Genomic DNA, 20,747 nt, shown 5'->3' on the forward strand with positions numbered 1-20,747 from the left:
TTTAGACGAAGTCATCGCCACCACCACTGCCCAGCATAATTTCACCGGCGTCAGACAACCGGCGCGCAGCAGACAGTATTTCTTTTTGTGCAGTTTCAACATCACTTACCCGCACCGGCCCCATGGCCTCTAAATCGTCCTGCAGCAGCTCAGCGGCACGTTTCGACATATTTTTGAAAATCTTCTCTTTTAAATTTTCATCCGTGCCTTTTAACGCTTTCATCAGCACATCTTGCTGAATTTCGCGCAGCAGGGTTTGAATGCCACGGTCATCAACGTCAATCAGGTTCTCAAATACAAACATCAGATCCTGTATTTGCTGTGCCATTTCTTCGTCGTGCTCACGGATAGAATCCATCAGCTGGCCTTCAATATTGGTATCCATATAGTTAAGGATATCAGCCGCCGCTTTTAAGCCGCCCATTTTCGCCGTTTGCGCGCCGGCCTGACCGGCAAACTGTTTCTCCATAATCTCGTTTAACTCCTGCAGTGCTGCCGGTTGTACTTCTTCGAGGTTGGCAATGCGCATGGTTAAGTCCAGCCGCACTTTTTCCGGGAACTGAGATAAAATCTCTGCCGATTGCTCCGGTTCCAGATAAGACAAGACGATAGTCTGAATTTGCGGGTGCTCGTTGCGGATAATATTGGCTACCTGCTTCGAGTCCATCCATTTCAGTGAATCCAGGCCTTTAGCACCGCCGCCCAGTACTATCTGGTCAATCAGGTTAGCGGCTTTCTCTTCACCTAAAGCGGCGGTTAACGCGCGCTTGATAAACTCTTCGCTTTGGAAGCCAATGGTGCTGAAATTCTGAATTTGCTCGATAAACAAGCGATGCACCGCCGAGATTTTTGCCTGGTTCAGATCGGTCATCTGCGCCATGGCCAAACCGACTTTCTGTACTTGTTTGGGCTCTAAGTGTTTTAAAATTTGCGCAGCATCTTCTTCTGACAAACTCAGCAGTAAGATGGCGGCTTTTTCAACACCGTCCAGTTTACCTACGTCAAACGAAGGCTTTGTTGCTTCTATGCTACTCATCTTCAGCCAACCAGTTTTTCACTACCAGAGAGGATAATTCCGGCTCATTTGCCACTAAAGCCCGAACTGCGCGTAATAAATCGTCATCACCATGTAAGTCCGGCAGCATTAGCGTGCCATCCGGGGCAAAACCTACTGCGTTCTCGTCAAATGTTGAGCTTAGCATGTCGATAGTGTCGTCGCCCAAATCCAGCCCGCTGGACAGGGCATTATCATCATAGGTATCTTTGGTGTCTTCAGGGTAAATCAGTTTCTTCAACATCGGCCGCACAATAAAGACAATCAGTACAATGATAATCAGCCCGCCAATAACCAGCCGCACGACTCGCAGGAACCATTCTTCCTCATAAAAATTAGGTGTTTCAGTCTCGATAATGGCTTCTTTCATAAATGGCACCGAGATCACTTCAATCATATCGCCGCGCTGCGCATCAAAGCCAATACCGCCTTGCAATAAGCGGCGAATATTGGCCAGCTCTGCCTGGGTGCGTGGCTCAGGTTCGCCATCAACTGCCGCTGCCGGTTTATAGTCAATCGCCACTGATACGCTTAAACGGCGGATCACCCCGCTTTGCTGGGAAATATGGCTGATAGTGGTATCCAGTTCGTAATTACGGGTCGCTTCTTTGTGATTACGCCCGGGTACAACCGGCTGTGCATTGCCGCCGCCCGTTGCCTGTTCAGGAATGGCAGAGTTCATCGGTGGCTGGTTAGATAGCGCCCCGGGTATACCGGCACTTAAACCGCCGACGCTATTTTCTTCAATGGTCATTTCGCTGCGTACAGCAGGTAAATCCGGATTAAAGCGTTTTTGGGTCTGCTCTGTGGCGGTAAAATCCATCAGCAAGTCTACCTGGGCAGTATAGTTACCATAGCCCAGTACCGGCATTAAGATAGAGTCGACTTTTTGGCGGTATTCTTCTTCACGGGTGCGCTGCAATTCATATTCTTTGCGGCTACGGGCAGAGTTGGCATCCTGGGATCCACTGTTTAATAAGCGGCCGTTCTGATCAGTAACCGTTACCCTGGAGGGCGATAAACCCTGCACAGCAGAAGCAACGATATCGACGATGGCATCCACTTCGCTGTCGCGCACCATTGTGCCGCCGCGGGCGGTAACCAATACCGTGGCCGAAGGCAGTCTTTCTACCCGGGCAAACACATTTTCTTTTGGAATAGCCAGTAATACCCTGGCGCGGGATATGCTTTGCAGCTCTTCAATGGTGCGGGCTAATTGTTGTTCACGGCTATGCTTTAACCGCTCCATCTCCAGGCGCTGGCTAACACCAAAACCGCTGTCTTGCAGCAAAAACTCGGTACCGCTGGATGGCTCTTTGGTCAGGCCAGCGCGGGACAACGACAATTTGATACTCTGAAACTCATCTTCCGGTATCAAAATAGTATTGCCTTCCAGTTTATAACTGATTTTTTGTGCATCCAGGTGATCCAGGGTTTGGATCAATTCCTGTGTTTCAAAGGTGCCCAGTGGCCGCATTTCCGGCTCGCGTGCCCACATGATAATCAGAATAGCAATGGCCAGACAGATAGTCAGCGCGACAATCAGGGTGATCTGGCGCACCAGATCCATGCCGCCCAAACTGCCGACAAAACCCGGTTTTTGTTCCTGCTGCTCACCGGCACCGTATTCGGTGTTGGTGAGTGCCAGCTCGGTGGATTGATTTTCAGCCACAGCTTATTCCTCCGTTATACCGGCATCGACATTATGTCTTTGTAGGCTTCTACCAATTTATTGCGCACCTGCAACGTGGCTTCAAATGCCAGTGAGGATTTCTGGCTGGCGATCATTACTTGTGCCAGCGATACATTAGGATCGCCCATTTCCACGGCAGTGCGCATCTGGCCGGTTTCCTGTTGTAAGGCATTAACATTGCTTAAAGCGTTTTTCAGCATATTGCCAAAGTCACTCTGGCTGGGGTTAACTTCAGCGGTATTTTTCAGCTTCAGCTCGCTGCCAACGCCGCGGGCCTGGCTGGCCAGCGACTGCATTTCGGCGTAAAGGGCCTGCCCTTTGATATTCATAGCGTCACCTGTCAAAAATTTGCTGCTAACACGATTAGCTAATGCAAAGCAGGAGTTATGCCAAGTTTTAGTTGTTTGAATTTAAACGGAAAAACCCTCATAGCGAGGGTTTTATATCAGGCGGGAAGATCTATTCCATGCTCTTTCATTCGGGCCAGCTTATAACGCAGGGTGCGATCGCTGATGCCAAGCCTCTCAGCCACGTCTTTACGCCGGTTAGCGCAGGCTTTCATCGTGGCCAGAATAATGCGGTGCTCCTGCTCATGTACGCTGGCTTTAAAACCGGCATTGGCATCGTCTTCATCTGCCATATTGCTCACGGCTACAGACAGCTCGTTATCAGCGACAGCCGGTGGCAGCATATCTGCCTGTTCCAGCAAAATGTCGTCAGTATCAATACTGTCGCCCTGACAAATAATTAAGGCTCGCTGTATTACGTTATCCAGCTCACGCACATTGCCCGGCCAGCTATAGCGGCTTAACCGCAAAGCTGCCGCGTCAGTTAAATGTGCCACTGCCCGCCCGGTTGCCCTGCAATGACGCTGCAATAAATGCTGTGCCAGCGGCACTATATCGGCTGGTCTTTCGCACAGCGCCGGCCAACTTAACGGAAATACATTAAGCCGGTAGTATAAGTCTTCACGAAAGCGGCCCTGCTCCACGGCTTGTTTCAGATTGCGATTACTGGTGGCCAGCACCCTTACCTCCAGCTTAATGGTTTTGCGGCTTCCCAGGCGTTCTACTTCACGCTCTTGAAGCACCCGTAATAACTTGGCCTGCAGGTTTAAATCCATTTCGGTAATTTCATCCAGCAAAATGGTGCCATGCTGGGCCTGTTCAAATTTACCCGGACAACCATTTATTGCGCCGGTAAAGGCGCCTTTCTCATAACCGAATAAGGTTGATTCAAGCATATTTTCCGGAATTGCAGCACAGTTTATCGCGACAAAAGGGCCACTGCTGCGTTCAGATAGCTGATGAATATAACGTGCCAGCACCTCTTTGCCCGAGCCGCTGGGGCCGGTGATCATAACACTGGCATCAGTGCGGGCCACTTTGGCGCACAATGTCAGTAGCTGTTTACTGGATGGAGCAGCCACTATGGGCTCAAAACTGGCTACTGGTTCTGCGGTGACATAACGGCCTACGGTATTAAGCAACACTTCCGGTGAAAACGGCTTGGCCAGATAATCAATAGCGCCAAGCCGGATAGCCTCCACCGCAGCCTGCACAGTGGCATAGGCCGTCATCATTAACACCGGTATCTTCGGGTACTGCTCGCGCAAGGTTTTTAACAGCGTAAGGCCTGAAGCCCCCTGCATCTGAACATCGCTTATAACCAGTTGCACACTTTGCTGCTTTAATGTCAGCAATGCCTGCTCGGCACTGTCTACAGCACATACCTGATACTGTGCCAGCAATAAGGTATCGTGCAGTGCTTCGCGCAAACCGGCATCATCTTCTACTAGCAGTATATGTTGGCTCATCTGCTATTCCCCGCTAACTGATTGCTGTATCGGCAGCAGCATTTCAAAGCAGGCGCCGTGCTCTGTCGGAATATAATGCACAGAGCCCTGATGCGAATGCGCTACCGCCTGCACCACTGCCAGGCCTAGGCCTGTGCCCTGAACACGGCCCGTAACAAAGGGGTCAAACAGGGAGTCACGCAATGCCAGTGCCACACCCGGGCCATTATCGGTAAGGCGCAGCGCTAACATACCGCTATGCTGTTTGCTGGGGGCGATATCAAGCGATATTTGAGTATCAGGCCCTGCTGCCTGAATGCTGTTTTGAATAAGATTTTGCAAGGCACCGCACAGCGCATTCTGGTTACCCAGTAAACAAAGTGCTCTGTCGCTGCAATGCAGCGATAAGCGGGTATTATGCTGTTGCAGCAGTGCTTCAATACTGGTGTTTAACTGCTCAATAAGCTGACTGAGCGAAAAACCTGCTACTTGCTGCGCACTACCAGAGCGGGCAAACAACAGCATATCGCTTACCTGTTGTTCTAAATCCTGTAAACGCGAGAGTAGTTTTTGCTGAAACTGCTGCTGCACCTGCAACGTGGCCCTTGGGTTAGCCAGGTTCTGGGCATAGAGTAAAGCAGCAGATAAAGGTGTACGGATTTGATGAGCCAGCGTCGCCATCATTTTACCCAAAGTGGATAAACGCTGCATATGGCTAAGGCGGCTCTGCAATTGCCGGGTTTCAGTCAAATCTGTCAGCATGATAAGCTGCCCAGCCTGCGAAGCGATAGCGCCCTGTGCCAGGGTACTGATTTGCAGCTTAACCCGCCGGCCATCTTTAAGTGACACTTCCAGGCCATCATCGCTGCGCGGGCGAAAACAACGGCTGATAACATCAAGCCAGCGTTGCCCGGTTAGTGGTTCGCCAAGCAATGCCATGGCGGCAGGGTTGGCCTGATACACCACTCCACGCTGATCCAGCAGGATCACCGCAGCAGGCAACGCCTGCAACACGGCATCATAATGAGCTGACGGCAGTAACTGCAGTACAGCACGCCCGCTGGCGGCTACCGCTGCAGTATCAGGCAGAGCGTGCAAAGAAAAGTCGTATGCATTGGCCGTTGTCATAATTACCCTTAAACATTGCGTTATCGCTTAAAGGTAATGCAGGCACTATGCCAGATAAATTAATATATTTTCAATAACTTATAGTGTCAAAAGCCTGACACTGCAGTAATTAGTCGTTATTACTCGTCTTTGCCAAGGTTGTATTTACGCATTTTTTCAACCAGCGTAGTGCGGCGCAAACCCAGCACCTCTGCAGCACGGGCAACAACAAATTCGTGCCGCTCCAGTGCCTGAGATATAAAGCGGATTTCCAGCTCAGCCAGATATTCTTTCAAATCCAGCCCCTGATCAGGTAACTCCTGCAGGCCGTCTGCCACGGCAAAAAATCCGGCATTGTCAGTTTCATCTTCGTCATCATCCGCTGACTGAAACATTTCGTTCAGTAAATCACGCTCCTGCAAACTTTCTGGGTATTGCGGTACATAGCTTTCTATATCCAGATGGCGGTATTTCGGTGGCAACTCAGCAACATCTACCACCTGGTCCGGGTACATAATAACCATCCGCTCCAGCAAATTTGCCAGCTCGCGCACATTCCCCGGCCAACTGTGTAATTGCAAGCTTTGCATAGCATATTCAGTAAATTTAACTTTGGCCTGGCTGTATTTTTCCTGGCGTTGTAGCAGCTCACTGATCAGCAGCGGTATATCGTCGCAACGTTGGCTAAGTGCAGGAGTATCTATAGGAAATACATTTAAGCGGTAGTATAAGTCTTCCCGGAAGCTGCCATCATCGATCATTTGCTCTAAATCACGGTGCGTGGCGGCGACAATACGCACATCTGCCTTAATAGGCTGGGTGCCGCCTACCCGTTCATAAGTCCGCTCTTGTAATACTCTGAGCAATTTCACCTGCATATTTAACGGCATGTCGCCTATTTCATCTAAAAACAGCGTGCCGCCCTGCGCCAGCTCAAAGCGACCTTTGCGAGTAGAAATAGCACCGGTAAAAGCGCCTTTTTCATGGCCAAACAATTCACTTTCCAGCAGCTCTGCCGGTATAGCGCCGCAGTTGATGGGTACAAAAGGCCCGCGCGCACGGTTAGATAATAGGTGAATATTACGTGCCACGACTTCTTTGCCGGTACCTGAAGGGCCAAGTACCAGCACATTAGCTTCGGTTTTTGCCACTTGTTGGATAAGGAAGCGGACTTGCTGCATAGAAGCAGACTTACCCACCATACCATCAAATTTTGCCGTGTTGTGCTGCTTATGCTGCAGCGGTAACAAACGATGATACTGCTGACTATCACGCAGTAGCTGAGTTAAAGAAGTATAAGAGAACGGCTCACTAAGCAGGCCCACAGCATTGGCATACTGCAGCAGTGGCTGCAGTGGTTCACCCAACAATAAAAACGCCGTTGCAGGATAACGTAACAGAAGATCGGCATGGAGCTGGCTTTCCAGCGCGCCCAGCAGCACCACTACCGGCTCCTGATTATTCAATCTGACTTGCAGTGCTGCTATATCCAGTATCTGGTGCGGCTCATTAATAAAACTTAATACTGTACTGAGCCGGCTGCTGCGGCTGCTTTGTTCATCAACGATATACAGAAAAGGATTATTTACCATGCCACTGCTTTTATTATGCTTTTGATTGCATTGTACTTCGCAAAGATGAGCTTGCAAGGTAATACGCTATTTTTTTGACACTGTGTCAAAAAAATAGCGTGGCTTTACTCTGTTAACTAAGCAGGTTTAAAGCCTGTTGTTGCTGCATTCTGGCCTGCAGTGAAACACTGACCGAAGTATTAGCCAAAATATCAGCCGCCACCTTGTCACTGCTGGCACGGGCAAAATCTAAATCTTCAATCCGGCTACGGGCCGCTGACTGCGCAATTTGTTGGCCATTTAAATTACTGGCTGCAGAGCTAAAACTGTTAATAGATGCGCCAGCGTCGGCTTGTAAACCACCAATATAGTCCAGCGATTGCTGAATATTACCCAGCGATGCCGCAGCGCTGTCGGCTGAGGTTAAATCTATACTAAAGATATTCTGTGCGGTTAAACCGGAGGCAACATCTGTTGTGCCAAAACTGAGGCTGCCAGAGCCAGTACCAAAACTCAAGGCACCATCCTGATCGAATAACTTTTTACCGGCAAACTCTGTTGTGTCAATGACCTGCTGAATATTAGCCGTATACTGATCAGCCTCAGCCTGCAGTGCAGCACGATCCTGAGCATTGTAAATCCCATTGCCAGCGGCAACAGCCAGCCGGTTTAACTCGCCAAGGTTGTCGTTAATACCTTGCAGCCCTTGCTCGTATACCCGTGCCAGCGAGATACCATCATACAGGTTGCGCTCGCCCTGAGTGTTAGCGTTAATACTACTACTCAGCTGATTGGCTATCTGTAAACCGGCAGCATCATCGGCGGCGCTGTTTATCCGTTTCGCTTTAGCCAGCTTTTTTAACAAGCTGTCTTGCTGTAACTGGGCCTGATTTAAGGCATTTAAACTGCCGGGAGCATTAAGTTTCATCTTGGCACCACTTTGTCGTTAAAACTGGTTATAGTTTAGTCAAAGCGACGATAAACCGCTATTAATTAAATCTGCGTAAAAACTAAGCCGATGCATTAGTATTAAAGTGTTTGAACTGAATATGTTAGCTCTTGCGGCACAGTTTATGCTAATGTCATTTTAAACAGCATTTCGTACACAAGTGGTTCCCGAGGGCAGCTTATGTTTAACGGCAAAACAATTTTAATCACCGGCGGTACCGGCTCATTTGGCCACAAATACACCGAAACCCTGCTGGCACGCTACAAGCCGAAGAAAATCATTATTTATTCCCGCGACGAACTTAAACAGTACGAGATGCAGCAAAAATTTAACCAAAACTGTATGCGCTACTTTATCGGCGATGTACGCGACGCCGAGCGTTTGCGTCGAGCCATGCATGGTGTCGATTACGTTATTCATGCTGCAGCGTTAAAGCAGGTGCCGGCGGCAGAATATAACCCGATGGAATGCATTAAAACCAATATCAACGGTGCAGAAAATGTTATTAATGCGGCGATTGATTGCAACGTAGATAAAGTGATTGCATTATCAACCGATAAAGCTGCCAACCCGGTAAACCTGTACGGTGCCACTAAGCTGGCTTCCGATAAACTGTTTGTCGCGGCAAATAATATGGTGGGTGCAAGCAAGCCGCGGTTTTCAGTGGTGCGCTACGGTAATGTGGTCGGCTCGCGCGGGTCAGTAGTGCCGTTTTTTCAGCAGCTGATTGACAAAAAACATGACTATATTCCGGTTACCCACCTGGAGATGACACGATTCTGGATCAGCCTGCAACAAGGCGTCGACTTTGTGTTAAAGAATTTTGAGCGCATGCTCGGCGGCGAAATTTTTGTACCAAAAATCCCCTCCATCCGCATTGTCGATTTAGCCAAAGCGATGGCACCGCATTTACCGGTGCAAGAGGTCGGCATTCGCCCCGGCGAAAAGCTGCATGAGATGATGTGTCCGGGCGATATGTCGTATCATACCTTTGAATTTTCTGATCACTTTGTTATTGCACCGGCAATTAAGTTTTTTAACCGCAGCAATGACTTTTCCAGTAATGCTCTGCAAGAGCAAGGCAAACTGGTCACACCGGGGTTTCAGTATGTGTCTGATACTAACCCTGACTTTCTCAGTGTGGAACAAATGCGTCAGTTTAATCAGGAAGCTATGCAGTGATCCCCTATGGCCGTCAGCACATTACTCAGGCAGATATTGATGCAGTAACTCAGGTACTGCAAAGCGACTTTTTAACTCAAGGTCCAGCGGTGCCTGCTTTTGAGCAGCGCTTTTGTGAACTGACCACCGCGCAGCACGCCGTAGCAGTAAATAGCGCCACCTCCGCCTTACATATTGCGTGTTTAGCGCTGGGTGTAGGGCCCGGCAGCAGGGTTTGGACTTCTCCTATCAGTTTTGTTGCTTCAGCCAACTGCGCGCGTTACTGCGGCGCCGATGTCGATTTTGTCGATATAGAACCAGACAGCGGCAATATGGCAGTAGATAAACTGCGGCAAAAACTGGAGCAGGCACGCAGCACTGATACACTGCCACAGGTGGTAATACCGGTGCACTTAGCCGGTGCCAGCTGTGATATGCAGCAAATACATTATCTGGCCAATGAATTTGGTTTTAGTATTATCGAAGATGCCTCGCATGCAGTGGGCGCCAGTTACCATGATGAACCAGTGGGCAATTGCCGCTATAGCGATATCACTATATTCAGCTTTCATCCGGTAAAAATTATCACTACCGCTGAAGGCGGTATGGCGTTGACTAATAACAGCGTATTGGCCGAAAAAATGCGTCTGCTCAGAAGCCATGGTATCAGCCGCGATGACAGCCTGATGACAGAGCCCGCACACGGCGCCTGGTATTATCAGCAGTTGCTGCTGGGCTTTAATTACCGTATGACAGACATTCAGGCTGCACTGGGTTTAAGCCAAAGTCTGCGTCTGCTGCCGATTATTCAGAAACGCCAGTTGTTAGCAGCAAACTATAACCGCTTGCTGGCTGAGCTGCCTGTCGCCTTACCGGCACTGGATGATATTAATATCAGCGCCTGGCATTTATATACTATCCGGCTGGATGATAAAACCAAACGTAAGGCGGTATTTGATAGCCTGCGCGAAGCCGACATTGGCGCGAATGTACATTATATTCCCATTCACACCCAGCCATATTACCAACAGCTGGGTTTTGACTGGGGAGATTTCCCTGTTGCGGAAGATTTTTATGAGCGAATTATCAGCCTGCCGATGTTCCCAGAATTAACTGGCGAGCAGCAGCAATACATCGCTGACACCTTAACGGAGTTGCTGCAGTGAGGGTAGCAATTATTCCTGCGCGAGGTGGTAGTAAGCGCATTCCACGCAAGAATATTAAAACCTTTTGCAGCCAGCCTATGCTGGCTTACCCCATTTTAACCGCCTTACAAAGCGGCTGTTTTGACAAAGTGTTAGTGTCTACCGACGATAAAGAGATTGCCGCAGTAGCTCGTGAATACGGCGCTGAAGTACCGGCTTTTCGCCCGACAGCGTTGGCGGATGATCACACCGGCACCAGTGCGGTTATTCGGTACGAATTAACGCAGCTATTGCAGCAAGGCTTCGCCATCAGCCACTGTTGCTGTATTTATGCCACTACCCCGCTACTGACAGCAACACTGTTGCAGCAAGCCTGGCAGCAGCTAAATAATGAGCCTGAGCTAAATTATGTTTTTTCTGCTGCGCGTTTCTCGTTTCCTGTTCAACGAGCACTGATAACCACTGTGCAGGGCGTGGCTGCGTTTGATCCAGCCAGTATCAGCAAAAGATCGCAGGATTTAGTGCCTACTTTTCACGATGCCGGCCAGTTTTACTGGGGGCGCACTGACGCATGGCTTGGCAATAAACCGGTTTTTGGCGATAACAGCAAAATGTTGGTGCTGCCGGACCATCTGGTACAAGACATAGATACTCCTGAAGACTGGCGCCGTGCTGAACTGTTGTATCAACTGCTGCAACAGGAAGCGCCCTAACGTGAAAGTCCTGTTCCGTGCTGACGCTTCAGTCAGGCTAGGCTCTGGCCATGTGATGCGCTGTCTGGCGTTGGCTGAGGAGCTAACAGCGCTTGGCGGCGAATGTCATTTTGTCTGTCGTCAGACCGATGGCGACCTGAACGATGTTATCAGCCAGCTAGGATATCCGCTTTATAAGCTTACGGGTGCAGCTGACGAGCAACAGGACGCCGCCCAAACCCTGCAACAACTTACGCAAAGCTACCAGTTGCTGATTGTTGATCACTACGCCCTGGCGCAGCAATACTGCTCAGCACTGCGCCAGCGCTGCAAATATATTATGGTTATTGACGATCTGGCTAACCGGCTGCATGACTGCGATATGCTGCTTGATCAAAACCTGTTGCCACAGGCTGAACAACGTTATGCTGAATTAGTACCGGTACATTGCGAAAAATTGCTTGGGCCGCGTTTTGCCTTGCTTCGGCAGGAGTTTTATCAACCGGTAAAACATCGTCTGCCTAATCATATTCTGATTGGCTTTGGCGGCAGCGACGAGCAAAATTTAACCACCATGGCAATTAAAGCGCTACAACAATTAAAGCCCGGGCTGTTTACGGCCGATATAGTAATAGGGGCAAATAATCCGTGGCGCGCTGATATAACGCAGCAGTTAGCGTGCCTGCCCAATTTGCAGTTGCATGTGCAATGTAACTACATGGCAACCCTGATGTACCGGGCACGACTCATGCTTGGTGCGGGTGGCGCCAGTCATTGGGAGAGGTGTATTTGCGGCCTGCCAGGTCTGGTTGTTACCGTTGCCGAAAATCAGCAGGCGACAACGGCTTATCTCGACCACCTTGGCGCTTGTGTCTGGTTGGGTCAGGCTGCTGAAATGTCAGCAGAGTTCTTTGCAGAGCAACTATGCTATTACCTGTCCCAACCGGCACTGTTAGACGATATTGGCCAGAGTGCCGCCGGCATAGTGCCGGCGGACGCTGGTACACCACTGGTAGCTAAGCAGGTTTATGCAATGATTCGAGGGTTTAATGGCAGTAATTAAACTGGGCCAACGTGCGATAGGACCGGAAGAGGCGCCATTTATTATCGCAGAGCTGTCGGGTAATCATGATCAGTCTTTAGACAAAGCGCTGGCGATGGTAGATGCCGCTGCAGCTTGCGGCGCTGACGCCATTAAAATACAAACCTATACAGCAGACAGCATGACGCTGAATATTCAACACGGCGATTTTGTTATTCAGGACCAGGGTAATCTGTGGCAGGGACAATCACTTTATCAGCTATATCAGCTGGCCATGACCCCTTGGGACTGGCATCAGGCTATTTTTGCTCGGGCAACACAACACGGTATGCTGGCATTTAGTACGCCCTTTGACCAGACAGCCGTCGATTTTCTCGAACAGTTAAATGTACCCTGCTACAAAATTGCCTCATTTGAAAACAGCGATCACGCATTACTCACTGCAGTAGCTAGAACCGGCAAACCGGTGATAATGTCTACCGGTATGGCAACACAAACCGAGCTGGCTGAATCGGTAGAGGTACTGCGTAAACACGGTTGCAATCAGCTTATCCTGCTGAAGTGCACCAGCCACTACCCGGCCGATCCGGTTGATGCCAATCTGGCGACAATCCCGCATTTAGCCCAGCTGTTTAACTGTCAGGTTGGTTTATCTGACCATACTGCCGGCATCGGTGTAGCCGTTGCCAGTGTGGTGCTGGGCGCAACAGTCATTGAGAAACACTTTGTGCTAGACAGAAGTGAAGGCGGCGTTGATGCCGAATTTTCCCTTGAGCCCGATGAATTTTCCGCGCTGGTGCAGGAGTGCAACCGCGCTGCGGTAGCGCTGGGTAAAGTCACTTACGGCGGTACAGACAAAGAGCAGGCCTCGCGTAAATACCGCCGCTCATTATATATTGCCGAAGATATGCAACCGGGTGAAATCTTCACCCCGGCTAACTTACGTTCAGTGCGCCCCGGCTTGGGTCTGGAGCCGAAATACCTGCCAATGTTGCTGGGTAAACCAATTAAAAAGGCGGCGGCCAAAGGCACCGCGATGAGCTGGGAGTATCTGTAGCACTATGGTGGCAGCAAAGCAGTATCCCGTCAGTCAGTTTCGCCCTCTAACTAAGGCCGACCTGGAGCTGATATGGCAGTGGCGTAACCAACCGGATATCCGTCGCAATATGCACAATGACACGCCGATTAGCTGGCATGAACACCTTGCCTGGTTTGAGAAGCTGAAGTTCGATTTAAGCCGTAACTTCTTTGTGTTTTATCAGAATGAACGGCCAATAGGTGTGCTTAACTTTAACCAGCACAGCAGCGGCGTGCTGGAATGGGGCTGTTATCTGGGTGAAACCAATGTTTGGCCAGGCTCCGGGCTGTTGCTGGAGATTGCCGCACTGGACTATGCGACGATGCAAAACGCACAGTACAGCCTATATGCTGAAGTGCTATCTTTTAACCAAAGCGTGCTAAAAATGCACCAGCTATTTGGTTACCAGCCTTTACCCGACTTACCGGGCAAACACAGAGATAATCAGCCTTATCAGGTAAAAGCGTTTCACTACCCGCTGGCCGACTGGCGTGCCAACCGCGACGCCGTATTAGCGCGTTTGCCAAAGCAAATTGCTGCAGCGGCCAGTTTTATTCAATTTACTCAGTAGCAGGTTTTAACGTGGAACTGGAACATACTATTCGCCAAACGCTGGATCAGGTTGCCATCATCGCAAACTGTCAATTGATTGATAACATCAACGATGACACGGTACTGCTGCAAAGCGGGCTCGACTCGCTGGGCTTCGCGATGCTGGTAGCGCAACTGGAAGAAGATTTAGGCATAGATCCGTTCAGCCAGCTGCAAATAGCCGTTTATCCACGCACTTTTGCCGAATTTGTCGGCGTTTATCGCCAGACACTGGCAAACGGCAACTAAAACCAATGAATCTGCTGCAGCGGCTGCAACAAGCGAACTATAACAGCACTGCCATCAGCGCCGGGGCTAATATCAGCCATACACAGTTGATAGCGCAAGCGCTGCAACTCAGGCAGCAATATCCGGCACTGCAACATCAGGCTATCGCCCTAAGCTACACCGACCTGAGCACTTTTACCTGTGCCCTGTTGGCGTTTGACGGCTGGTGCCGGGCACTTTATCTGCTGCCGGATAACACGCTTAAACTGCCAGAGCAGGTTATCTGCTGGCCTGAAAACACCCCAGCCGGAACTGCAACGCCCACAGCAGAACCTACCCACTGGTATTTGGCAACATCCGGCACTACCGGTACGCCCAAATGGATAGCGCATTCATTTACCAGCTTAAGCCGCGCCGCTAAAGCCTCAGTACAAAGTGCGGCATTGCACTGGGCATTATGTTATCAGCCAAGCCGTTTTGCCGGGCTGCAGGTGCTGCTGCAAAGCCTGCTGTCCGGTGCAGTAATAACCGACTGCAGTAGCGGTGATGCGCAGCAGCGTTTTAACCTGATGCTGCAACACAGTGTGAATGCGGTATCGGCCACGCCCTCTTTGTGGCGACAGTTACTGATGACAGCGCAATTAAGCACACTGCCCTTGCAACAAATAACGCTGGGCGGTGAAATTGCCGATCAGCCCTTACTTGATACACTGGCAGTGTTATTCCCAACTGCCCGTCTGCTACATATTTACGCCTCTACCGAGGCCGGTGTGGGTTTTGCCGTTGCCGATAAGCGTGCTGGCTTTCCGGCCAGTTGGTTAAATCAACGTCACAGCAACCTGTTGCTTAAAATCGATGCCAACCAACATTTATGGTTAAAGCCGCCACAGCAGCCTGATACCGGCCTGGCGTCTGATGCTGATAGCGATGGCTATCTGGACAGCAGCGATTTAGTCAGTATTGTGCAAGACAGAGTTATCTTTCTGGGGCGTGCCAGCGGTGTTATTAATGTTGGCGGCAATAAAGTACACCCTGAGCAGGTAGAACAGGTATTGTTACAGTACCCTGCCGTGCGCCAGGCAAAGGTGTATGCCAAAGCCAGTAGCGTCTTAGGCCAGTTAGTTATCGCAGATATTGTTGTCGACACCGGTACTGACAGTAAAGCACTGCAAGCTCAGTTGGTACGCCACTGCCAGCAACAACTGGAGCGCTATCAGCTGCCAGCCCGGTTTAATATAGTCAGCAGCTTAGCAACCAATGCGACCGGTAAGTTAAGCCGTAAGGCCGACGTAAAGGAGCATCATGAGTAAATTAGTGATTGTTACCGGTGCCAGCCGGGGTTTGGGCTTAGCGATATGCCGCCAATTGCTGCAGGCCGGTTATAGCGTACTGGCGCTGGCCAGAAGCCAAAGCGATGAGTTAACACAGCTACAACAGCAAGGCTTACACTTTTGCGCAGCTGATTTATCTGAACTGGATAAGATCCCCGCCCTTTGTAGCGAACTGACTAAGCAATACGGCCGACCTTATGCGCTGATTAACAACGCTGCTGTTGGTTATGATGGTGTACTTGCAACGATGCACAACACTGAGATAAATAGCTTACTTAACCTGAATATTCAGGCACCTATCTTGCTTAGTAAGTACTTGCTAAGGCCAATGTTGTTAAACCAAAGCGGCCGTATCGTCAATATTTCGTCGATTATCGCCCGCACCGGTTTTAACGGCTTAAGCGTATATGCCGCCAGTAAAGCGGCACTGGAAGGTTTTAGTAAATCTTTAGCCCGTGAAGTTGGCAAAGCCGGTATCACAGTAAACTGCGTGGCACCGGGTTATATGCAAACCGAGATGACGCAAAGCTTACAGGGCGATAAGCTGGAAAGTATAAAACGGCGCAGCCCACTGGGCCGGCTGGCCACGCCAGATGATGCAGCCGGTGCAGTGGTGTATCTGCTAAGCGAACAAGCAGCGGCGATAACCGGCACAACTATTATTGTTGATGCGGGAAGTACTGCTTAACCCCGCTTTCCATGTTTTAGATAACATTTCTACATAAACTTTAAAAATCTAAACCAATTCCAAGGTTGGCACCTTATTTGCTTAAATTTAGCACCTAATTAAGGGTGATAAAATAAGTTCTTTAAAGGAATAGTTATGATTTTAAAATCACTGCCTGCTTTTATTGTCTTTCTTATAATGTGGTCAGGAAAATGTCTGGCTGCCCCAATTGTCATAGAATCTTCTTTTGACTATAACAGTGAAGGATGGGGACTGTAGTGGTCAACTAATTCCGGACAGTAAATTAGATAGATCCTCAGCTTTTGCCGGTGGCACACCATCGTTGAATTGATGTGGCCTGCGCCAGTTGTAATAATCCATCAGATAAAAACTAATATCCCGCTGTGCTTCTGCTTTGCTCATATAACCCGTTACCGGCACCCATTCAGACTTTAAGCTTCTGAACAGTCGTTCCATGGGGGCATTGTCCCAGCAATTTCCGCGACGGCTCATGCTTTGAGTCATGCGATAACGCCATAATCTTTGTCGGAATAAGCGGCTGGCATACTGGCAACCCTGGTCAGAATGGAACATCACACCTTGTGGCCTGCCTCGTTGCTCATACGCCATATCCAGTGCTTTAACCGCCAACTCTGCATCCGGTTTGGCCGATAATGCCCAGCCAACAACACGACATCTAAAACCACAGCTAAATAGTGCCAGCGGCCTTCTGCCCAGATGTAGGTAATATCACCGCACCACACGCTATCAGGTGCGCTGACATCAAATTCCCTTTCCAGATGATTAGGGATGTCCGGTCGTTCAACTTGCGCTGTTTTATAGCGATGAGGGCCGGGTTGCTTACTCGCTATCCCGGCCTCTCTCATCAGGCTCATGACTTTAAAACGGCCTATCTGATAACCCAGCTCACACATCATGCCGAGCAGGCTTCTGCTGCCGGCAGAGTTCCGACTCGCTTTAAACAAGGCTTTGATTTCACTACGCTGCTCTAAGCGCTCAACATTGATTTGCTTGCTAAGCTGCTTATGCTCGTAATAGCTGCTCGTGGGCACATCAAACATGTCACAGACCATGTCTACCGCTTCATGTTCTCTTAACTGGTCTATCAGCGTGTACGTTCGAGCTCGTCTGACATTAAGAGTGCGGTAGCCTTTTTTAATATGGCTTTTTCCCGCTCCAGCCTGTTCACTCTGGCTTCCAGCTCCTGAATCCGCTGCTGCTCCGGCGTCAGAGCTTTAGCCTTGGGGGTTACTCCACCGCGCTCTTGCTCAAGCTGCTCTACCCAGCGGCGAAGTGCACTCTCACCAACACCAAGTGACTTAACTGCTTGTGCAATACTGTAGCCCTGGTCAAGCACCAGACCGGCAGCATCACGCTTAAATTCTGTTGAAAACGTACGACGTTGTTTTGCCATTGAACACCTCTCCTAACGTGGTAATCTTACCACCTAAAATGGTGTCCGGTTTTATTAAACCACTACACACATTTTATCGACAGAATGCCCAAAGGTAGTGTCATCGTGTTTGATGAGCTGAATGAAGAAGCCTTCCCGGGCGAAACGCTTGCCGTACTTGAAACAATAGGTGTAAGAAATCTGAGAATCCAGAGCTTTGCATTTGAACCAAGGATCTCTTATGCCATTTAGAATAATCGGTAACATCAGGTGGCGGCTGTTCAACGATACAGCCGCGATTTAACGCTATTTAAACCTGTTGTCGTTTTAAATCAGCCTGAACCATTAATTCACACAGAGTTTGCACCGACGTATCGCTCTGCCATCCAAGCAATCTTTTTGCTTTATCTGCATTTCCAATCAGCAAATCAACCTCTGCGGGACGAAAAAACTCCGGGTTTATTTTGACGAGTTGCTTGCCTGATTTTTTACAAAAACCGACTTCATCTACACCGCTGCCAGAAAAATCGATATCTACCCCGATATATTCAAAAGAATAGCGAATGAAATCACGTACAGATTGCGTTACCCCCGTTGCCAACACAAAGGTCTCAGGCTCATCATGCTGAATAATGTTGTACATCCCCTCTACGTATTCCTTTGCATATCCCCAGTCTCTTCTTGCATCAAGATTGCCAAGTTCGAGGCAGTCGAGTTTACCGTACTTAATCCTGGCTACCGCATCTGTTATTTTCCGTGTGACAAACTCTATTCCACGCAGCGGAGATTCATGATTGAACAAAATACCACTACTACAGAACATACCGTAGGCTTCTCGGTAATTAATTGCCATGCAGTGGGCGAATAACTTGGCTGCACCGTAAGGACTGCGCGGATAAAAAGGCGTAGACTCATCCTGCGGCACCTGCTGTACTTTACCAAACATTTCTGAGGTGCTGGCTTGGTAGAATCGGATCGATTTATCGACCAACTTGACAGCTTCGAGTAAATGCACTGGGCCAATCCCCGTTACCAGTGCTGTTGTTAAAGGCTGCTTGAAAGAGGTACCAACATGGCTTTGCGCGGCCAAATGATAAATTTCATCAGGCTTTATTTCATCAACCAGACGGATGCAGTTTGATAAATCAGTCAAATCTACTTCGACCAATTTCAAACGCTCACTGCCATATACATTGAGCTCCGCTAACCGCCAGAAATTACTGGTACTGGTTCGCCGGTAAGTGCCATACACCTGGTAGCCAAGGTCTAGCAGAAAGCGGGTAAGATAAGCTCCATCCTGACCTGTTATCCCCGTTATAATTGCTTTTTTTACCATGGATAGCTCCAGTCTAATTGCGAAAGTAAAGTATCTGAAATTGCGGCACGTTCTTTTATCATCACTTCAAAGTCACTCTGCGTTTTTAAAATCGCAGATGTTCTGTCAGTAACCAAGTGACTATTGTATCTGAATAACTCCATTATTTTCCTGACATATAATTTCAATAGCGCCAGCAAATTAGCATCTGAGAACTGTAACTCATTAATGACTTCAGCCATTGAATCCATTAAAAACTCAGCAGGGCTAGTTTCATGAAAAAGTCTGTAGATAAAAGGAGAATTAGCCGCTGAAAAATAGTTTTGCGTAGCTGATTTTCGCCTGTAAACCTGACAATCAGCTCTAAATTGAAATTCGCCCTGATTTAATAACCGCATCATCATAAACCAATCACTAACGGGTCTATCATTCAAGCTTAGAATGGCAGTTGCAACCTGCTCCCGGCGGAATAAACCATAACACCATTGATTTTCACAAGGGTCAGTTAAAAAGCTGTTCAGTCGACAATGCCACTTTCCTGACAATGGACGATTTGACCTTGCCGCTCGTTGCTGCCCGTCCGGATGCAGAAAAATTGTAGCGCCGGCACAAAAACCTTCGTCACTATTGTCTAAGACCTCTGCCAATTTGTCATAATATCCATCGCAAACATAATCATCTGTCGCCAGCCAGGCAAAATAATATTCACTGCTATTAAGATAAACGTCCTTGAAATTTTCTGCAGCACCAAGGTTTGAGTCCCTTTTATGAATAGCAAAATTGACGTCAGGATAGTCCTCCGCTATGTGCTGTATAACGGAAAGACTGTCGTCAGTTGAACTGTTATCGAAAAACACTAACTGTTTTATACGCTTTGATGTGAGCGCTGATTGCACAGCCTGCTCTATCATAGAGGTATTATTGTAATTGGGCATGCCCAGTGAAATAAACCTAGCCAAAAATCACCTCCTGAAAGAAGGTCGTAGATACTTTCTTCGGAGTACGAGCTAATGACCAGTTGTATATATATTTCTTTAGGTTATTCACATGCTCAATCTCATTAATACACTTATCAATATGACCCACTGCGGCAGAGAAATCAGGCGGCAGAATCCAAGCCCGATACTCTTCTGGCAGATCAGTATTATCAAATAGTGTTAACGGAACAAAACACGGAATATTACGCCCAAGAAAATTAGTCAGAGCACTGGAGTTGAGATTATCTGCAGACAGAATAATAGCGGTATCCATCCGATCCAAGAGTTGATGAAACGCATCCTGAGTCAGATATTCGTTATACAACTCCAAACTGTTCGGCAGAGGCGCTTCAGGTTTATAACCTGCAGCATGAATAATACCGGTAATTCCTATTCTTTCCTGTACTGAGTCGAGTAGTCCTATCAGCGCAGGTAAATTTTTGTTGCTTCTGGCATGTCCGGCTGTACCAATACTGCAAACTTCTTTCAATGGCTTATACAAAGGCTCGTGGATATATACTGGCAAAGGTGTAATATGAATCTTGTGACTGACATCTTCAAATCCAAGTATTCCAATATGCTTCAGTGAGTGCAGTACTATCGTGTCTGCATTTACTTTAAGCCAATTTCGAATCAAGAACTCTGCGGTATTATCAACGCTTAGGTGACTAGCCACGTTATGTACTGTCCATATTATCCGAACGCCTATCTGCTTCATCTTTTCGAGGCGTTCAACAAAGATAGTTGCAGACAGCATAGGATTATCTGAGTGTTTGATCACTGCATCTTCCCAATGCAGATGAAATATATCACCGCTTTGAAACGGCAAATGGCGGTTCCAAACGATAAGTTCTACGCCAAAGGCCGCAGCCTCAGAATATAAAAGTTCGGTATATTCGTTTGTCTTGTAATGCGGAAAATAAAATATTTTGGTCAT

The 20,747-nt window shown here is 48.6% G+C and carries 19 protein-coding genes and 1 pseudogene; 9 read left to right on the forward strand and 11 right to left on the reverse strand.

The annotated features are described in order from the left end of the window. Window position 1: 1 nt before the first annotated feature. From fliG to MJX74_RS08120, 7 genes are all read right to left on the reverse strand, one after another. Complete coding sequence (gene fliG, locus MJX74_RS08090) at window positions 2-1,036, reverse strand: flagellar motor switch protein FliG (protein WP_240222355.1); 1,035 nt, start codon at window positions 1,034-1,036, stop codon at window positions 2-4. After that, window positions 1,029-2,726, reverse strand: coding sequence for a flagellar basal-body MS-ring/collar protein FliF (gene fliF, locus MJX74_RS08095; protein ID WP_240222357.1), 1,698 nt, complete (start codon window positions 2,724-2,726; stop codon window positions 1,029-1,031). Before fliF ends, fliG begins: the two co-directional genes overlap by 8 nt. A gap of 14 nt (window positions 2,727-2,740) precedes the next feature. After that, on the reverse strand, window positions 2,741-3,076 hold the full coding sequence (fliE, locus tag MJX74_RS08100; protein ID WP_240222359.1) for a flagellar hook-basal body complex protein FliE: 336 nt from the start codon (window positions 3,074-3,076) through the stop codon (window positions 2,741-2,743). 116 nt (window positions 3,077-3,192) lie between these two features. Beyond that, window positions 3,193-4,563, reverse strand: a complete 1,371-nt coding sequence (locus MJX74_RS08105) for a sigma-54-dependent transcriptional regulator (RefSeq protein WP_240222361.1) — start codon at window positions 4,561-4,563, stop codon at window positions 3,193-3,195. A gap of 3 nt (window positions 4,564-4,566) precedes the next feature. After that, entirely contained in the window at window positions 4,567-5,670 is a 1,104-nt protein-coding gene (locus MJX74_RS08110) for a sensor histidine kinase (protein WP_240222362.1), read from the reverse strand. A 119-nt stretch (window positions 5,671-5,789) separates the two neighbouring features. Then, window positions 5,790-7,241 (reverse strand): sigma-54 dependent transcriptional regulator, encoded by a 1,452-nt coding sequence (locus MJX74_RS08115; protein WP_240222363.1) that lies wholly within the window; start codon window positions 7,239-7,241, stop codon window positions 5,790-5,792. 112 nt (window positions 7,242-7,353) lie between these two features. Next, the gene (locus MJX74_RS08120; RefSeq protein ID WP_240222364.1) at window positions 7,354-8,148 is read right to left on the reverse strand and encodes a flagellin; all 795 of its coding nucleotides are present in this window, start codon (window positions 8,146-8,148) and stop codon (window positions 7,354-7,356) included. A gap of 201 nt (window positions 8,149-8,349) precedes the next feature. Here MJX74_RS08120 and pseB point away from each other — a divergent pair, with 201 nt between their 5' ends. From pseB to MJX74_RS08165, 9 genes are read left to right on the forward strand one after another with little or no spacing between them, the layout of a single operon-like run. Next, window positions 8,350-9,351: a UDP-N-acetylglucosamine 4,6-dehydratase (inverting) gene (gene pseB, locus MJX74_RS08125; protein ID WP_240222365.1), complete on the forward strand. Its 1,002-nt coding sequence runs from the start codon at window positions 8,350-8,352 to the stop codon at window positions 9,349-9,351. Next, complete coding sequence (pseC, locus tag MJX74_RS08130) at window positions 9,348-10,496, forward strand: UDP-4-amino-4,6-dideoxy-N-acetyl-beta-L-altrosamine transaminase (protein WP_240222366.1); 1,149 nt, start codon at window positions 9,348-9,350, stop codon at window positions 10,494-10,496. The genes pseB and pseC overlap by 4 nt, the downstream gene beginning before the upstream one ends. After that, the gene (gene pseF / locus MJX74_RS08135) at window positions 10,493-11,188 is read left to right on the forward strand and encodes a pseudaminic acid cytidylyltransferase (RefSeq protein WP_240222367.1); all 696 of its coding nucleotides are present in this window, start codon (window positions 10,493-10,495) and stop codon (window positions 11,186-11,188) included. Before pseC ends, pseF begins: the two co-directional genes overlap by 4 nt. 1 nt (window position 11,189) lies before the next feature. After that, the gene (gene pseG / locus MJX74_RS08140) at window positions 11,190-12,230 is read left to right on the forward strand and encodes a UDP-2,4-diacetamido-2,4,6-trideoxy-beta-L-altropyranose hydrolase (RefSeq protein ID WP_240222368.1); all 1,041 of its coding nucleotides are present in this window, start codon (window positions 11,190-11,192) and stop codon (window positions 12,228-12,230) included. Then, the gene (gene pseI, locus MJX74_RS08145) at window positions 12,217-13,266 is read left to right on the forward strand and encodes a pseudaminic acid synthase (protein WP_240222371.1); all 1,050 of its coding nucleotides are present in this window, start codon (window positions 12,217-12,219) and stop codon (window positions 13,264-13,266) included. The genes pseG and pseI overlap by 14 nt, the downstream gene beginning before the upstream one ends. A 4-nt stretch (window positions 13,267-13,270) precedes the next feature. Next, a complete protein-coding gene (gene pseH, locus MJX74_RS08150; protein ID WP_240222373.1) occupies window positions 13,271-13,858 on the forward strand; it encodes a UDP-4-amino-4,6-dideoxy-N-acetyl-beta-L-altrosamine N-acetyltransferase in 588 nt (195 codons plus the stop codon). 11 nt (window positions 13,859-13,869) lie between these two features. After that, window positions 13,870-14,127: a phosphopantetheine-binding protein gene (locus MJX74_RS08155; RefSeq protein ID WP_240222376.1), complete on the forward strand. Its 258-nt coding sequence runs from the start codon at window positions 13,870-13,872 to the stop codon at window positions 14,125-14,127. A 5-nt stretch (window positions 14,128-14,132) separates the two neighbouring features. Further along, the gene (locus MJX74_RS08160; RefSeq protein WP_240222378.1) at window positions 14,133-15,416 is read left to right on the forward strand and encodes an AMP-binding protein; all 1,284 of its coding nucleotides are present in this window, start codon (window positions 14,133-14,135) and stop codon (window positions 15,414-15,416) included. Beyond that, entirely contained in the window at window positions 15,409-16,125 is a 717-nt protein-coding gene (locus MJX74_RS08165) for an SDR family NAD(P)-dependent oxidoreductase (protein WP_240222380.1), read from the forward strand. Before MJX74_RS08160 ends, MJX74_RS08165 begins: the two co-directional genes overlap by 8 nt. Window positions 16,126-16,386: 261 nt before the next feature. Here MJX74_RS08165 and MJX74_RS08170 read toward each other — a convergent pair. The 4 genes and pseudogenes from MJX74_RS08170 to MJX74_RS08185 form a co-directional block, all read right to left on the reverse strand. Next, window positions 16,387-17,539, reverse strand: a pseudogene (locus tag MJX74_RS08170) (IS3 family transposase). A 289-nt stretch (window positions 17,540-17,828) separates the two neighbouring features. Beyond that, a complete protein-coding gene (gene gmd / locus MJX74_RS08175; RefSeq protein WP_240222381.1) occupies window positions 17,829-18,854 on the reverse strand; it encodes a GDP-mannose 4,6-dehydratase in 1,026 nt (341 codons plus the stop codon). Next, on the reverse strand, window positions 18,848-19,792 hold the full coding sequence (locus MJX74_RS08180) for a glycosyltransferase family 2 protein (RefSeq protein ID WP_240222382.1): 945 nt from the start codon (window positions 19,790-19,792) through the stop codon (window positions 18,848-18,850). Before MJX74_RS08180 ends, gmd begins: the two co-directional genes overlap by 7 nt. Next, entirely contained in the window at window positions 19,785-20,747 is a 963-nt protein-coding gene (locus MJX74_RS08185) for a hypothetical protein (protein WP_240222383.1), read from the reverse strand. Before MJX74_RS08185 ends, MJX74_RS08180 begins: the two co-directional genes overlap by 8 nt.

The organism is Rheinheimera hassiensis, assembly GCF_022436675.1.
Classification (GTDB): domain Bacteria; phylum Pseudomonadota; class Gammaproteobacteria; order Enterobacterales; family Alteromonadaceae; genus Alishewanella; species Alishewanella hassiensis.

Excerpts from the sequence above, each read along its gene's own strand:
- MJX74_RS08160 (WP_240222378.1), top strand. The coding sequence starts at position 14,133 with ATGAATCTGCTGCAGCGGCTGCAACAAGCGAACTATAACAGCACTGCC.
- MJX74_RS08110 (WP_240222362.1), bottom strand. The coding sequence starts at position 5,670 with ATGACAACGGCCAATGCATACGACTTTTCTTTGCACGCTCTGCCTGAT.
- MJX74_RS08165 (WP_240222380.1), top strand. The coding sequence starts at position 15,409 with ATGAGTAAATTAGTGATTGTTACCGGTGCCAGCCGGGGTTTGGGCTTA.
- gmd (WP_240222381.1), bottom strand. The coding sequence starts at position 18,854 with ATGGTAAAAAAAGCAATTATAACGGGGATAACAGGTCAGGATGGAGCT.
- MJX74_RS08120 (WP_240222364.1), bottom strand. The coding sequence starts at position 8,148 with ATGAAACTTAATGCTCCCGGCAGTTTAAATGCCTTAAATCAGGCCCAG.
- MJX74_RS08115 (WP_240222363.1), bottom strand. The coding sequence starts at position 7,241 with ATGGTAAATAATCCTTTTCTGTATATCGTTGATGAACAAAGCAGCCGC.
- pseB (WP_240222365.1), top strand. The coding sequence starts at position 8,350 with ATGTTTAACGGCAAAACAATTTTAATCACCGGCGGTACCGGCTCATTT.
- fliG (WP_240222355.1), bottom strand. The coding sequence starts at position 1,036 with ATGAGTAGCATAGAAGCAACAAAGCCTTCGTTTGACGTAGGTAAACTG.
- pseI (WP_240222371.1), top strand. The coding sequence starts at position 12,217 with ATGGCAGTAATTAAACTGGGCCAACGTGCGATAGGACCGGAAGAGGCG.
- pseH (WP_240222373.1), top strand. The coding sequence starts at position 13,271 with ATGGTGGCAGCAAAGCAGTATCCCGTCAGTCAGTTTCGCCCTCTAACT.
- MJX74_RS08105 (WP_240222361.1), bottom strand. The coding sequence starts at position 4,563 with ATGAGCCAACATATACTGCTAGTAGAAGATGATGCCGGTTTGCGCGAA.
- MJX74_RS08185 (WP_240222383.1), bottom strand. The coding sequence starts at position 20,747 with ATGACCAAAATATTTTATTTTCCGCATTACAAGACAAACGAATATACC.
- fliE (WP_240222359.1), bottom strand. The coding sequence starts at position 3,076 with ATGAATATCAAAGGGCAGGCCCTTTACGCCGAAATGCAGTCGCTGGCC.